This is a genomic window from Nannocystis pusilla (genome assembly GCF_026626665.1).
Lineage (GTDB): Bacteria > Myxococcota_A > Polyangia > Nannocystales > Nannocystaceae > Nannocystis > Nannocystis pusilla.
The window spans coordinates 6,251,952-6,265,877 of the sequence record NZ_JAPNKE010000002.1 but is presented as its reverse complement, the minus strand read 5'-3'; the positions used below and the strand labels follow the sequence as shown (position 1 = coordinate 6,265,877).

Here is a 13,926-nt window from a genome sequence, read left to right as displayed (position 1 = left end):
TGCTCATGGTCGAGCCGGCGTAGACGCCGATCGACCCGGCGAAGCGCGAGGGGTCGCAGCCGGCGTCCTCGAGCGCCTCCCAGGCGCACTCGAGGAACAATCGCTGCTGCGGGTCCATCAGCTCGGCCTCGCAGGCGCTGACGCCGAAGAAGCCGGCGTCGAACGACTCGATGTCCCCGAGGACAGGTCGCGCGCGCACGTACTCGGGCCGGGCCGCCAGCGCCGGGTCGACGCCGGCCGCCCGCAGGTCGTCGTCGCCGAGGCGCGCGACCGACTCGACGCCGTCCCGCAGGTTGCGCCAGAAGGTGTCGAGGTCGGGCGCGCCGGGGAAGCGACCGGCCATGCCGACGATGGCGATCGCGTGCTCGGGGATGTCAGTCATCGCTGGCTCCGTGGTCGTGGCGAAGGTCTTGCCGGATCGGTCACGCAGTGGCGCGACGCTGGGCGGGTCGCCATCGACGGCGCTGGCTCCGCGTGCGTGGTGACGCGGGGCTGCTGTGATTCGCGTCGACTAGCGATCGCGTCAGGCATCGCTGCCTCCGCGGCCGCGGCGGCCTCGCGCGGCCAGGCGGGCCTCGACGCGGGTCTGGGCCTGTTGCTGGATCTGGGTCGCGGCCTCCTCGGCGGCGCCGAGCTCGAGCTGGCCGGCCAGGACGCGCACCGTGGCGGCGCGGAACAGGGTCGTGACGGTGACCTGGCAGCCGAGCTCGGTGCGCAGGCGGCCGGCGATCCGCACCAGGTGGACCGAGGTGGCGCCGAGTTCGAAGAAGTTCTGATCGCGCTCGAGGCGATCGACCTTCAGGACGTCGGCGACGATGGCGGCGATCCGCTCCTCGAGGCCGCTGGCGGCCGGCGCGGGGGCATGGGCGTCGGCGACGCTGCGGGCGGCGAGGGCCTTGCGGTCGAGCTTGCCGTTGGCGGTGCGCGGCAGGGCGTCGACGAGGACGTAGGTGGCAGGGACCAGGGCCTCGGGCAGGCGCGTGCGCAGCCAGGCGCGCAGGCCGGTGGGGCCGAGCGGGCCGGTGGGGGCGGCGGTGGTTTGGACGTCGGGCAGGCCGCCGACGTGGCTGTGGAGGACGACGTGGCCGTCGTCGAGGCCGAGCGGGCCGCGGAGGGCGGCGTCGTCGAGGCCGCCGATGGGGCACAGGCCGAGGCCGTGCTGGGCGGCGGCCAGCATGAGAGCTGGCTGGCGTAGCCGGCCTCGAGCAGGCAGAAGTCGCGGGCCTGGGCGCCGTAGAGCGGCTCGATGGCCCGCCGCTGGCCGACGAGGAGCAGCGAGAAGGCGGCGGCGGTGAAGGCGGGGCGGTTGACGGGGGCGTGGACGCCGGCGCCGGGGAGGTCGTCGCCGAGGCGCACGAGGCGGTGCTCGACCGGGTCGTAGTGATAGGCGCCGCCGTCCAGGCCGTCGACACGACCTGGCTTTACGAACATGTACACCTGGACAGGGTAGAGGCTGCCGGCCGAGGGGTAGCCGCGGCGGGTCAGGTCGCCGTCACGGTGGGCGCGCAGGCCGGCGAGCAGGCCGGCGAGGGCGGCCAGCGGGACCGGGTCGGAGCGGAATGCGCGGTGGCTGCGGCGGGCGGCGACGAGGGCGGACAGCGGGTCGCTGTCCGATTCGGGCAGGGCGACCGCGGGGCGGCCGGCGAGGTCGCTGCGCAGCTCGTGGTGGCGCAGCTTGAACTCGAGCTTGGCGGCAGGGTCGTCGAGCGACGGGTCGGCGCCGTGCGGGCGCGGGGCGGCGTCGGCTTCGGGCCGGGCGTCGGTCTCGTCGGGCACGACGAAGGCGACGAGGTGACGCGCGCCGCCCGGCTCGCCCCTGGCGATCACGGCGCAGGCGCGGACCTGCGGGTGACGCCCGAGCTCGGCCTCGATCTCCTCGAGCTCGATGCGCACGCCGCCGACCTTGACCTGGTTGTCGGCGCGGCCGAGGAACTCGATGTTGCCGTCGGGCAACCACCGCCCGAGGTCGCCGCTGCGATAGAGGCGCTCGCCGGTGACGGGGTGCGTGACGAAGGCGGCGGCGGTGCGGGCCTCGTCGCGCCAGTAGCCGCGGGCCAGGCCGGCGCCGCCGATCCAGAGCTCGCCCGGGACCCAGGTCGGGCACGGGCGCAGGCCGGGGTCGAGGACGTGGTAGCGGCTATTGGTCAGCGGCTTGCCGTAGGGGATGCTGCGCCAGGCCGGGTCGACGGCGCCGATCGGGTACCAGATGTCCCAGATCGTGGTCTCGGTCGGGCCGCCGGAGGCGACCATGGCGACGCGCGGGAGGTGGGCGCGCAGGCGGTCGGGCAGGCCGACGGGGATCCAGTCGCCGGCGAGGATGACCCACCGCAGGGCCTCGGGGACGTCGCCGGGGCTGTGTTCGAGGTGCTCGACGAGCATCTCGAGGAAGGCGGGCACCGAGTTCCACAGGCTGACCCGCTCGCGCCGCATCAGCGCGGTCCAGTGGGCCGGGTCGCGCGTCGCGGCGGCGTCGGGCATGACGATCGTGGCGCCGGCCGCGAGGACGCCGAAGATGTCCCACACCGAGAGGTCGTGGTGCAGGGCGGTGAGCGCGAGGCAGCGGTCGTCGGGGCCGACGCCGGCGCGCCGGTTCACGTCGAGCATGCGGTTCACGACGCTGCGCTGCTCGATCATCACGCCCTTGGGCTGACCGGTCGAGCCGGAGGTGTAGAGCACGTAGGCGAGGTCGCCGGGGCGCTGCGCGGGGGGCAGCGGGGCGTCGTCCTCGCGGGCGAAGTCGTCGCCGTCGACGCGCAGGCGCTGCACGTCCGCGGGCCAGGAGAGCCCGGCGTCGAGGTGCGACTGCGTCAGGACCAACTTCACTTCGGCGTGCGCGAGCAGCCAGTGCAGGCGCGCCGGCGGGACGGCGGGGTCGATCGGGACGTAGGCCGCGCCGGCCATGTGGATGCCGAGCGCGGCGACGACCTGCTCCCAGCCCTTCTCCATCACGATCGCCACCAATGCGTCGGGCACGGCCCCGAGCGCGCGCAGGCGGTTGCCGACCTGGCAGGCGCGGCGGTGCAGCTCGGCGTAGGTGAGGGTGCGGCCGCCGGCGATCACGGCGGGGTGGTCGGGGCGGCGCGGGACCTGGGCCTCGAACAGGCGGTGCAGCAGGACGTCGGGGATCGCCGCCTCGGTCTGGTTGGCGGCGTCGTGGCTGGCCAATTGGTCAGGTGGCGTCAGCAGCAGCGGGCCGCGCCAGGCCTGCTCGTCGTCGGCGAGGCGGCGCAGCAGGCGGCAGTGGGCGGCCAGCATGTCGTCGACCATGCCGGGCGGGAACAGGCCCTCGACCGCGTCCCAGGTCAGGCGCAGGCCCTCGGCGTCCTCGTGGACCTGGTAGTCGAGCCACACCTGCGGGGTCTGGGTGAGGATGAACTCGACGCTGCCGAGCCGCTCGAGCGCGGTGTACAGCGGGGCGAAGCCCTTGGCGCCGAGGTTCAGCATGTTGGTGAAGACGATCGGCATGATCGCGCCGGCGTACTGCTGGCGGACCCGCGCCAGCTCGCGCAGGACCTCGATGCCGCTGACCTCGTGGTGCTCGAGGTCGTGCCACAGCTGCTGCTGGATGGCCCGCGCGCGCGCCTCGAAGTCGGCGTGGGCCGAGCCCTCGACGCCGAGCAGGATCATCGAGGTGAAGTCGCCGAGGATCGCGTCGACCTGCGGGTGGACCGGCAGGCGGTTGAACAGGGTGACGTTGAGGGTGAAGTCGGGGCCCTTGCCCCACGCGGCCAGGACCTCGGCGTAGGCGGCCGCGAGCACCGACGAGACGGTGAGGTCGCGGGCGGTCGCGGCGGCCTTGAGCCGCTCCCACGCGGCGCGCTCGACCTTGGCGGTCTTGTGGACGAAGCGGGTGCGGCCGCGCGGGCCGCCGGCGGTCACCAGCTCGGGCGCGGGCGGCACTGCGGGACGCGCTGCTTCCAGTAGGCGAGCGACTGCTGGTAGGCCGGCGAATTGCGCATCTCGAGCTCGGCGAGCACGTAGTCGCGGTAGCTGAACTCGAGCGGCTCGAGCGACGTGCTCGCGTCGAAGTAGGTCCGGGTCCACTCGTCGAGCAGCAGCATGAGGCTGCCGCCGTCCATGTTGACGAGGTCGACGCTGAGGTGCAGGCGCGTGACGCCCCCGGGCAGCAGGGAGGCGCGGATCTCGAAGGCCGGCCAGCGGTCGTTCGGCAGCACCTGGTGCGAGAGCTCGTCGCGGACGGCGGCCAGGGCGGCGTCGACGTCGGCGGCCTCGCGCAGGTCGGCGACGATGAAGCGATAGTCGGGGACTTCTTCGAGGATCCGCTGGCGGCCGTCGGCGGCGACGACCGAGTGCAGCATGTCGTGGCGCCGGACCATGCGGTTCCACGCGGCCTCGAGGCGCGGCAGGTCGAGGCTCTTGCCGTCGACCTCGACGTAGAAGTGGATCGAGACGTCGCCCTGGTCGAACTCCGACATGCGGCCGACCCAGTAGGCCTGCTGGATGTCGGTCAGCGGGAACGGCTGATGACGCGCGGCGAGGTCGGGGGTGACGCGGGGGACGGCGGGCTGGGCGTCGGCCCGGACGTCGCGGCGCAGGAGGGCCAGGATCGCGGGCTTGTGCAGCTGCAGCTGCTCGCGCAGCCACGGGGTCAGCGCGCCGCGAGGCGCCCGCACGGTGAGGTCGTCGCCGTCGGCCGCGATGCGGATGTTCTGCTGCGCCAGTTCGTTGAGGAGCTGTGTCACGTTCATAAGCGGGTCACTTCCCATTCGTCGGCGGCTTCGTCGGTGTCGCCGCGGTCGCGCATCGCCTCGACGAGGCGCTCTTCGGTCCATCGCTCGCCGAGCTCGCGGCCGAGCTGGCGCAGCGTCGTCCCCTGCAGGAACGACACCACCGGCAGCCGCACGCCGAGCCGCGCGTGGACCCGGTTCTTCAGCTCGATCGCCATCAGCGAGTCGACCCCGTGGTGCTTCAGCGGGGCGTCGTGATCGATCTGGGTCGGGGACAGGCGCAGCACCTGGGCGACCTGGTCGCGCAGGAACTGCTCGCACAGGCGCGCGCGCTCGGGCGGCGTGGCGGTCGTCAGCGCGGCCTGCAGATCGGGGTTGGGCTCGGTCTCGGCGATCTGCTCGCGCAGGCGCGCGAACAGGCCGCTGCGGGCGATCTGCGGGTGGTACTCGAGCCAGCGCGCGGGGTCGAAGGCGGCGACGCCGAGCTGCAGCTCGCCGGCGGCGAGCAGGCGACCGAGCAGGGGTCCGCTGCTGGCCGGATCGAGCGAGGCCATGCCGCGCTCGGCCAGGCGGGCGCCGCGGTCGGCTCGCGCTGCGGCGAGGCCGACGTCGGCGAAGGCGCCCCAGTGGATCGCCAGCGCCGGCAGGCCGGCCGCGCGGCGCTGGACCGCGAGGGCGTCGACGAAGGCGTTGGCGGCGGCGTAGTTGGCCTGGCCCGGCGAGCCGAACAGCGAGGAGGCGGAGGAGTAGAGGACGAAGAAATCGAGCGGGAGGTCGCGCGTGGCCTGGTGGAGGTTCCAGGCGCCGCGGACCTTCGGCAAAAACACGCTGCGCAGATGCTCGCGGTCCTGGTCGACGACGAGGCCGTCGTGGAGGACGCCGGCGGCGTGGACGATGCCGGCGAGGAGCGGAAGGTGCAGGTGCATCGATTCGAGCACGCGCGCGAGCTCGGCAGGCTCGGCGATGTCGGCCCGCTCGACGACGACCTGCGCGCCAGCCTCGGCGAGCGCGGCGATCGCCGCGACCTGAGCGTCGCTGGTGACACCGCTGCGGCCGACGAGCACGAGGTGACGCGCGCCCGCCTGCACCAGCCAGCGCGCGGCCTCGAGGCCGAGGCCGCCGAGGCCGCCGGTGAGCAAGTAGGTGGCGTCGCCGCGGACCGGGAAGGAGGAGGGCGGGGGCAGCGGGCGCGAGACGATGCGGGCGACGCGGCGAACGTCGCGGCGAAGGGCGACCTCGTCGTCGTCGCGCCCGGCGAGCAACTCCGCGGCGAGCTCGGTGAAGGCCGAGGGATCGGCGAGGACGTCGACGCGGGTGCAGCGGAGCTCGGGGTGCTCGTAGGCGACGGTGCGCCCGAGGCCCCAGGCCATCGCTGCCGACGGATCGTTCGCAAAAGATTCGCCGCCGATATCGTGGGCCTGGCGGGTGACGAGCCACAGCCGTGGCGCCGCGTCGCGACCGACGAGGGTTTGAATGGTGGCAACAGCGCCGAGCCAGCCGCGCTCGCCGAGGTCGCCGGCGCGCTGCGGGATCATGCAGACCACGCCGCGCGGCGGATCGCCGGCGAGGGCGGGGGCGAGGTCTTGATGAAGACGATCGAGGGCGACGGCGGTGACGCGCTGGTTTTTGTGTACGAGCGCGGCGGTCAGCAGGGCGAGGTCGTCGGGGTCGCCGACGACGATCCAGCTGGCGGCGGTGTCGTCGCCGGGCTCGGTCGGTGAGGTCGGTTCCCAGGCGACTGCGAAGGCGGCCGGTTGAACTTTGGCTTCGAGGCGCTGGACGCGGAGGCCGATGATTTCGGCGATCACTGCGCCGCGCTCGTCCAGCAGCTCGATGTCGGCGGTCGCAAACTCGCCTGCCCCCGGGCGCAGGCGGACGTGGCTCGTCAGGGTGGCGCCAGGGCGGGCGTGCAGGCGGACGCGCTCGGCGGCGATCGGCAGGGCCGGGCCGGTCGCGCGCAGGCCGTCGGGCAGGGCGGCGAGGATCGTGTGAAGGCCGGCGTCGAGGAGGGCCGGGTGGATCCGGTGGCGCTCGGCGGTGGCTGCGAGCGCGGACGGCAAGCGCAGCTCGGCCAGCGCTTCGCCGGGGCCGTGGACGATGGACTGGACGCCGCGGAAGGCCGGGCCGTACTCGAGGCCCTGACGCGCCAGGGTTTTATAAAAAGTGTCGCCGGTCAGGGACTCGCGGCAGCGGGCGCGGATCTCCGCGAGGTCGCGGAGGATGGGCGAGGTCGCGTCGCAGCGGGCCGCGCGGGCGGTGGCGTGGATCGTCCAGGCGGCGTCGGCGGTGCGACTGGCGAGCTGGATGGTGGCGGCTTCGGCTTCCGTCGTGACGGCGACCTGGACCTGGCGCGGGTCTTCGGCGAGCACCAGCGCGGTCGAGAATCCGACGTCGGTGAGCTGCCATGGGCCTGTCCCGAGGGACAGCTCGGCGGCGGTCAGCGCCATCTCGAGGGTCGCGGCGCCCGGCAGCACCGTCGCGCCCTGGACCTTGTGGTCGGCCAGCCAGGACGGGTCGTCGGCGGCCAGGTCGGTCTGCCAGAACTGCGTCGGCGTGGCGACCGAGGCGGCGAAGCGGGAGCCGAGCAGCGGGTGCTCGCGGCGGGCCGCGTCGGCGCGCGGGCGTTTGCGCGGGGTCGGCAGCCAGTGGCGCTGGCGCTGCCACGGGTAGCGCGGCAGGGCCGCGTGCGGGGCCTTGCCCGGCCACAGGCGGGCCCACGCGAGCGGGTGGCCGTGGACGTGCAGGGTCGCCAGGCCGGCCAGCAGCGCGGGGCGCTCGTCCTGCTCGCGGCGCAGGCTCGCCAGCGCCAGGGCAGGGCCGTCGCCGGGCTCGCGCGCGTGGGCCTCGGCGGCCATCGCCGAGAGGAACGGCAGCACGACCGGGTGCGGGCTGACCTCGAGCAGGACGTCGTGGCCGTCGCCGAGGAGGCGCTCGATCACCGGGGCGAAGCGGACCGGGTCGCGCAGGTTCTTCCACCAATAGGCGGGGTCGAGCTCGGCGCCGTGGATCCGCTCGCCGGTGACGGTCGAGTGCAGGGGCACCGCGCCGGCGCGCGGGCGGATGTCGGCGAGGGCGCGCAGGAGGTCGTCGCGCAGCGGGTCGACCATCGGGCTGTGCGAGGCGACGTCGACCTTGACGCGGCGGCAGAACACCTCGCGCGCCTGCCACTCGGCGAGCAGGACGTCGATCGCGGCCGGGTCGCCGGCGATCACGGTCGAGCGCGGGCCGTTGAGCGCGGCGATGGTGACGCGACCGCCGTGGCGAGCGAGGGCGATCGCCACGTCGGCGGCCGCGAGCTCGACCGCGGCCATGGCTCCCTGGCCGCCGAGGCGGCGCATGAGGCGGCTGCGCTCGCAGATCACCTGGGCCGCGTCGTCGAGCGTGAGCGCCCCGGCGACGCAGGCGGCCGCGACCTCGCCCATGCTGTGACCGACGACCACGTCGGGCTCGACGCCCCACGAACGCCACACGGCCGCGAGGGCGACCGACACCGCGAACAGGGTCGGCTGGACGACGTCGATCGAAGAGAGTTGCGGGGCGTCGGGATCGCCGGCGAGCACCTGCGACGCCGACCAGCCGGTGAAGCGGCGCACCGCGACGTCGACCTCGGCCAGGGCGGCGCGGAACACCGGCTCCTCGGCGAGCAGCGGCGGCCCATGCCGAGCCACTGCGAGCCCTGGCCGGGGAACACGAACACGATCCGCGAGCGGGCGCGCGGGCGGGCGCGGGCGGCCTGGCAGTCGGCGTGGGCGGGGTCGTCGGCGAAGCCGCGCAGGCGGGCGGCGAGGTCGTGGTGCGCGGCGCCGACGACCGCGAGGCGGTGCTCGTGATGATCGCGGCGACGGGCCGCGGCGGCCGCGACTGCTGCCAGCGGCGGGGCGGCGTCGGCCTGCAGCAGGTCGGCGAAGGCGCGCGCCTGGGCCTTCAGCGCCTCGGGGCTGCGGGCCGAGACGACGAGCAACTGGGCCCGCGAGTCGCTCGCAAGGGCGGCGGGCGACTCGGCTCGGCCGGCGACGGATGCGGCTGTGTCGGCGACGGACGCAGGCACCTCGGCTCGGCCGGTGCTCGGCGCGGGCGGCTCGGCGAGGACGACGTGGGCGTTGATGCCGCTGAGGCCGAACGCGCTGACGCTGGCGATCCGCGGCCGGCCCTCGTCGGGCCACGCGGTGGGCGACGTCGGCACGCTCATCGCGTGGCTGTCCCACGGGACATGTGCGTTGCGGCTCTGCAGCGTCGGGTGCGGCGGGAACTCGCGCCGCGCCAGCACCAGCGCGGCCTTGACGAGGCCGGCGATGCCGGCGGCGGCGTCGAGGTGGCCGATGTTGGCCTTGAGCGCGCCGAGCCGCAGCGGGGCGGCGGTGTCGCGGCCGGGGCCGAGGGCGGCGGCGATCGCCCGCGTCTCGATGAGATCGCCGAGCTCGGTGCCGGTGCCGTGGGCCTCGTGGTAGCCGACCTGGCGCGGCTCGACGCCGGCGTCGACGAGGGCGGCGCGGATCAGGGCCTCCTGGGCCGCGCCGCTCGGGACGGTGAGGCCGCCGCTGGCGCCGTCGTGGTTGATCGCCGAGCCACGGATGACCGCGACGATTCGGTCGCCGTCGCGCTCGGCGTCGGCGAGGCGGCGCAGCACGATCATCGCCGCCCCCTCGCCGCGGCCGAGGCCGTCGGCGCCGGCGTCGAAGGTCTTGCACAGGCCGTCGGCCGCCATCACCCGCGACTTCGACAGGGCGATCGTCAGCTCGGGCGTGATCACCAGGCTGACGCCGCCGGCCAGGGCCAGGTCGCACTCGCCGGCCCGCAGGCTGCGGCAGGCCTGATGCACCGCGACCAGCGAGGAGGAGCAGGCGGTGTCGATCGCCAGGCACGGGCCCTGGAGGCCGAGCAGGTAGGCGATCCGGCCCGGCGCGAACGACATCTCGTTGCCGGTCAGCCAGTAGGTGTCGATCGCGGCCGGGTCGCCGTCGGCCAGCAGCTTGCCGTACTCGCTGCTCATGATGCCGGCGAACACGCCGGTGCGCGTGCCGGCCAGCGCCGCGGTGGCGAGGCCGGCGTCCTCGAGCGCCTCCCAGGCGACCTCGGCGAGCAGGCGGTGCTGCGGGTCGATGCGCTCCGCCTCGCGCGGCGAGACGCCGAAGAAGGCGGCGTCGAAGCCGGCGACGTCGCGCAAGAAATGGCCGTAGCGGCTGGCGACCTTGCCCGGGGCGGTCGGGTCGGGGTCGTGGTGGGCGGCGATGTCCCAGCGCTCGGCCGGGACCTCGACGCGGGTGGTGCCGCCGGCGCGCAGGAGCTGCCACAGGGCGTCGGGGTCGTCGATGCCGCCGGGCAAGCGGCAGCCGACGCCGACGATGGCGACAGGCTCGCCGCGGCCGCGCTCCAGCTCGTCGACGCGGGCCTGCAGGCGCTCGAGCGCGAGGAGGGCCTGCTTGAGCGGGGACAGCTCGGGGGTGGTCATGGCAAGTACCTCCGGAGGTGCTCGAGGCGGCGGGCCAGCTCGGCCTCGGCCTCGACCTCGGTGAGCGCGGCGACCTCGCGGGCGCGGGCGTCGACCGGGGTGTCGGCGACGCCCGTCGGGAAGGCGGCGGCGAGCAGGCGCTCGGCGAGGCCGTCGAGGCTCGGGTGATCGAACAGCAAGGTGGGCGAGAGCTCGCAGGCGAGCTCGCGCTGGAAGCGGGTCCGCAGGGCGAGCGCGGTCAGCGAGCTGACGCCGAGGTCGAACAGGCGCGCGTGCGGAGCGATGGCGAGGTCGTCGGGCAGCTCGAGCGCGGCGCGCAGGGCCTGCTCGACGTGGCGCTGCAGGCGAGCGCGCCGCAACCCGGGCGGGACATCGCGCAGGGCGGCGAGCAGCGTGCCGGCGTCGTTGACGGAAGGGGCTGGCGCGGAAGCGGCTGAATCAATTCTGGCGGAAATTTCGATTTATCGTCCAGGAGCGGCGGCTCGGCGAGCCACTCGAGCCACATGCGCTCGCGCTGCCACGGGTAGGTCGGCAGCGAGACGCAGCGGCCGGCCGGGACGACCGCGCGCCAGTCGATCGCCTGGCCGGCGACGTAGGCGGCGGCCAGGCGGTGCAGCTCGGCGAGCTGCGGATCGCTCGCGGCGTTCGGCCGCGAATCGTCGCTGCTCGCGCCGACGAGGTCCGAGCGCGGATCGCCGGACGTGGGGCGAGGATCGCCGGAGCTCCCGCGATCCGGGCGCCAATCACCAGAGCCGGCGGACGCGGGACGCGAATCACCGGCGTCGGTGGGAGCGGCGCTCGCGTCGGCGAGCCAGCGCGCCAGGGCGTCGGCGAGCATCGGGGCCGAGTCGCCGACCACCGCGACGCGATGCGCGTGGTGGCTGCGCAGGACCGCGGCGGTGAAGCAGACGTCGCGCAGCGTGGGGAGGTCGGCGCGATCGAGGCCGCGGAGGACGTCGATCATCGCTTGGACATGAGCCCGCAGCGCCCGCGGGTCGCGGGCCGACAGCGGCAGCGCCCAGGGGCCGCGCGACGCCGGCAGGTCCGCGCTTGGATCGACCCCCGCGAGGACCGCGTGGGCGTTGACGCCGCTGAAGGACGTCGTGGTCACGGCGGCCAGCCGCTCGCGCCGCGGCCACGGCGTCAGCTCGGTCTGCGCGGCGAGGCCCAGGCCGGCGAGGTCGATCGTGGGGTTGACCCGCTCGAGGTGCAGCGTCGGCGGCAGCTCGCCGTGGTGCAGGGCGAGGCACACCTTGATGACGCTGGCGATCCCCGCGGCCGGCTCGAGGTTGCCGAGGTTCGTCTTGACCGAGCCGACGGCGCACGGCCGCGAGCGCGCCGCGCCGCCGAGGACCGCCCCGAGCGCCGCGGTCTCGGTGGCGTCGCCCTGCGGAAAGCCGGTGCCGTGCAGCTCGACGTAGTCGATGTCGGCCGGGTCGACCGCGGCGCGGGCGAGGGCGTCGCGGATCGCCGCCGTCTGGGCCTCGGCGCGCGGGGCCATGATCCACGGGCCGCGGCCGTTGTGGTTGATCGCGACCCCGCGGATGTAGGCGTACACGCGATCGCTGGCGGTCAGCTGCGAGCGCAGCTTGAGCGCCACGAGGCCGGCACCCTCGCCGCGGACGAAGCCGTCGCCGGCGGCGTCGAGCGCCCGGCAGCGGCCCTGGGCCGACAGCACGCCGGCCTTGGACATGATGATGGCGCTGTCGGGCGCGAGGATCAGGTTGACCCCGCCGGCCAGGGCGAGCGTGCTGTCGCCGCTCCACAGGCTCTGGCAGGCCTGGTGCAGCGCGACCAGCGAGGCGGAGCAGGTGGCGTCGAGGGCGACGCTCGGGCCGCGCAGGTCGAAGGTGTAGGAGATCCGGTTGGCCGCGAACGCCATCGGCGTGCCGGCGGCGGCGTAGCCGTCGAGGCGGTCGCGGTCGCGCGACTGCATGCGCGCGTAGTCGTTCCAGGTCGCGCCGACGAACACGCCGGTGCGGCTGCCGGCGACGGCCTCGAGCGGGAGACCGGCGTCCTCCAGCGCCTCCCAGGCGACCTCGAGCAACAATCGGTGCTGCGGGTCGATCGCCTTGGCCTCGCGCGGGGACAGCCGCAGGGCCCGCCAGTCGACGCCGTCGACCGCCGGCAAGAAGCCGCCGCTCCTGCACAGGGTGCGCCCGGGTCGCTGCGGGTCGGCGTCGTACAGCGCGGCGGCGTCCCAGCGCGAGGGCGGGACGTCGACGATCGCGTGACGACCGGCGCGCAGCAGCGACCAGAAAGCGGCGGGGTCGGCGGCGCCGGGGAAGCGGCAGCCGATGCCGACGACGGCGACGGGCTCGAGAGGCGTGGCCATGAGGGTCCCCGGCGAGGCGCTCAGAACACCTCGGAGAACGTCGACGACGTCAACGAGCCGAGGTACTTGTGCCAGATGTGCTGGTCGTTGCGCTCGACCTCGCGGACGATCCGCCGCATCTCGGCCAGCACGGCGGGCTCGTCCTCGTCGTACATGTCGCCCTGCAGCAGCTTGAGCACGTCGATGCGGTGCCGCGGGTCCTGCACGAACGCGGTGAACAGCACGTTGAGGCGGTAGTAGAGGTTGATGAAGTGGTACCAGTTGCGGGTGCCGCGGCGCATCAGCGCCTCGAAGGTGCGGAACCGTTCGTGGCGGAAATCGCCGTGCTCGGCGGCGGCGAGGATGTCGTGCGAGATCAGGCGGCCGCTGTTGAGGGCGATGCTGACGCCGCTCGAGAAGATCGGGTCGACGAAGCGCGCGGCGTCGCCGACGAGGGCGAAGCCGTCGCCGCAGATCTCCCGCATCGCGTAGCTGTAGTCGCCCTCCTCCTTGAGCGGCGTGACCTGCTGGGCCGCGCGCAGGCCCTCGTACAGCTCGGGGCGGCTCCGCAGGCACTCCCAGAAGAACTGCTCGCGGTCCTGCCGGCTCCTGGCGAAGTTCGACTTCTGGGTGACGACGCCGATGCTGGTGACGGTCTCGGTGATCGGGATCTGCCACACCCAGGTGTTGGTCAGCGGCAGGAAGTGGATGAAGATGTACTCGGGCTGGCCGCGGCCGTGGGACAGGCGGTTGCGGTCGTAGCCCTCGAACCAGGTGTGCAGGGCGTATTGATTGAAGACCGGGTCGAGCACCTTGAGCCTTAGCTGGTTGCCGAGCAGGGTGTGGCGGCCGCTGGCGTCGATCACCATGCGCACGCGGGTGCGGATGTCCTGCTGGCCGAGCTTGAAGTGGACGGTGGGCTGGGTCGGGTCGGACAGGTCGACGCCGCGCACGCGCACGCCCTCGTAGACCTCGGCGCCGAGCTGGTGCGCGTGCTGCAGCAGCATCAGGTCGAACTTGGCCCGGTCGACGTGGAAGGTGTAGTTGCGGTCGACGCCGGCCTGCTCGCGCTCCTCGAAGCGGATGTCGACGTGACAATCGGCCGACAGGCCCTCGAACTGCATGGCGTAGACCGGCGCGCGGTCGGCCGACGTCCAGGCCGCGCCGTACTTCTTGGGGAAGCCGGCCTTCTCGAGCGTGTCGAGGAAGCCGATCTCCTTGAACACCCGCGTCGCCGCCGGCACCAGGCTCTCGCCCACGTGCGGCCGCGGGAACAGCTCGCGCTCGAAGACGACGCACTTGAGGCCCGCGCGCGACAAATACGAGGCGGTGGCCGACCCGGCCGGCCCGCCGCCGATGATCCCGACATCAAAATCCACGTTCGACATTGACGATTCGCTCCACTGCAGACAAAAAGAATCTCCGGCCCCGCCGCGACTGCGGCGGTGCGATTGCGGCGACCAGGCGAAGCCCGG

6 protein-coding genes and 3 pseudogenes are annotated in these 13,926 nt (G+C 74.2%); all 9 read right to left on the bottom strand.

The features are described from left to right. Nucleotides 1-40: 40 nt before the first annotated feature. Nucleotides 41-343 (bottom strand): annotated as a pseudogene (locus OV079_RS58665) (beta-ketoacyl synthase N-terminal-like domain-containing protein); the annotation flags it as partial. Between the two features lie 180 nt (nucleotides 344-523). Next, nucleotides 524-1,177, bottom strand: a complete 654-nt coding sequence (locus tag OV079_RS58660; protein ID WP_420829429.1) for a phosphopantetheine-binding protein — start codon at nucleotides 1,175-1,177, stop codon at nucleotides 524-526. Nucleotides 1,178-1,194: 17 nt separating this feature from the next. Continuing rightward, nucleotides 1,195-3,879 (bottom strand): annotated as a pseudogene (locus OV079_RS27660) (amino acid adenylation domain-containing protein); the annotation flags it as partial. Then, nucleotides 3,876-4,709, bottom strand: coding sequence for a condensation domain-containing protein (locus tag OV079_RS27655; RefSeq protein ID WP_267771932.1), 834 nt, complete (start codon nucleotides 4,707-4,709; stop codon nucleotides 3,876-3,878). The pseudogene OV079_RS27660 and the gene OV079_RS27655, both read right to left, overlap by 4 nt. Beyond that, the gene (locus OV079_RS27650) at nucleotides 4,706-8,317 is read right to left on the bottom strand and encodes an SDR family NAD(P)-dependent oxidoreductase (protein WP_267771931.1); all 3,612 of its coding nucleotides are present in this window, start codon (nucleotides 8,315-8,317) and stop codon (nucleotides 4,706-4,708) included. Before OV079_RS27650 ends, OV079_RS27655 begins: the two co-directional genes overlap by 4 nt. 155 nt (nucleotides 8,318-8,472) lie before the next feature. Further along, a pseudogene (locus OV079_RS27645) lies at nucleotides 8,473-10,137 on the bottom strand (beta-ketoacyl synthase N-terminal-like domain-containing protein); the annotation flags it as partial. After that, nucleotides 10,134-10,421 carry a phosphopantetheine-binding protein gene (locus OV079_RS27640; RefSeq protein WP_267778655.1) on the bottom strand — a complete coding sequence of 96 codons (288 nt, stop codon included), beginning with the start codon at nucleotides 10,419-10,421 and terminating at the stop codon, nucleotides 10,134-10,136. The pseudogene OV079_RS27645 and the gene OV079_RS27640, both read right to left, overlap by 4 nt. Continuing rightward, the gene (locus OV079_RS27635; protein WP_267771930.1) at nucleotides 10,376-12,472 is read right to left on the bottom strand and encodes a beta-ketoacyl synthase N-terminal-like domain-containing protein; all 2,097 of its coding nucleotides are present in this window, start codon (nucleotides 12,470-12,472) and stop codon (nucleotides 10,376-10,378) included. The genes OV079_RS27640 and OV079_RS27635 overlap by 46 nt, the downstream gene beginning before the upstream one ends. A gap of 20 nt (nucleotides 12,473-12,492) precedes the next feature. Next, on the bottom strand, nucleotides 12,493-13,839 hold the full coding sequence (locus OV079_RS27630) for an NAD(P)/FAD-dependent oxidoreductase (RefSeq protein WP_276602819.1): 1,347 nt from the start codon (nucleotides 13,837-13,839) through the stop codon (nucleotides 12,493-12,495). Nucleotides 13,840-13,926: the final 87 nt, after the last annotated feature.

Bases quoted from the DNA above. Each gene is read 5' to 3' on its own strand.
- OV079_RS58660 (WP_420829429.1), bottom strand. From the start codon at position 1,177: ATGCTGGCCGCCGCCCAGCACGGCCTCGGCCTGTGCCCCATCGGCGGC.
- OV079_RS27655 (WP_267771932.1), bottom strand. From the start codon at position 4,709: ATGAACGTGACACAGCTCCTCAACGAACTGGCGCAGCAGAACATCCGC.
- OV079_RS27635 (WP_267771930.1), bottom strand. From the start codon at position 12,472: ATGGCCACGCCTCTCGAGCCCGTCGCCGTCGTCGGCATCGGCTGCCGC.
- OV079_RS27630 (WP_276602819.1), bottom strand. From the start codon at position 13,839: ATGTCGAACGTGGATTTTGATGTCGGGATCATCGGCGGCGGGCCGGCC.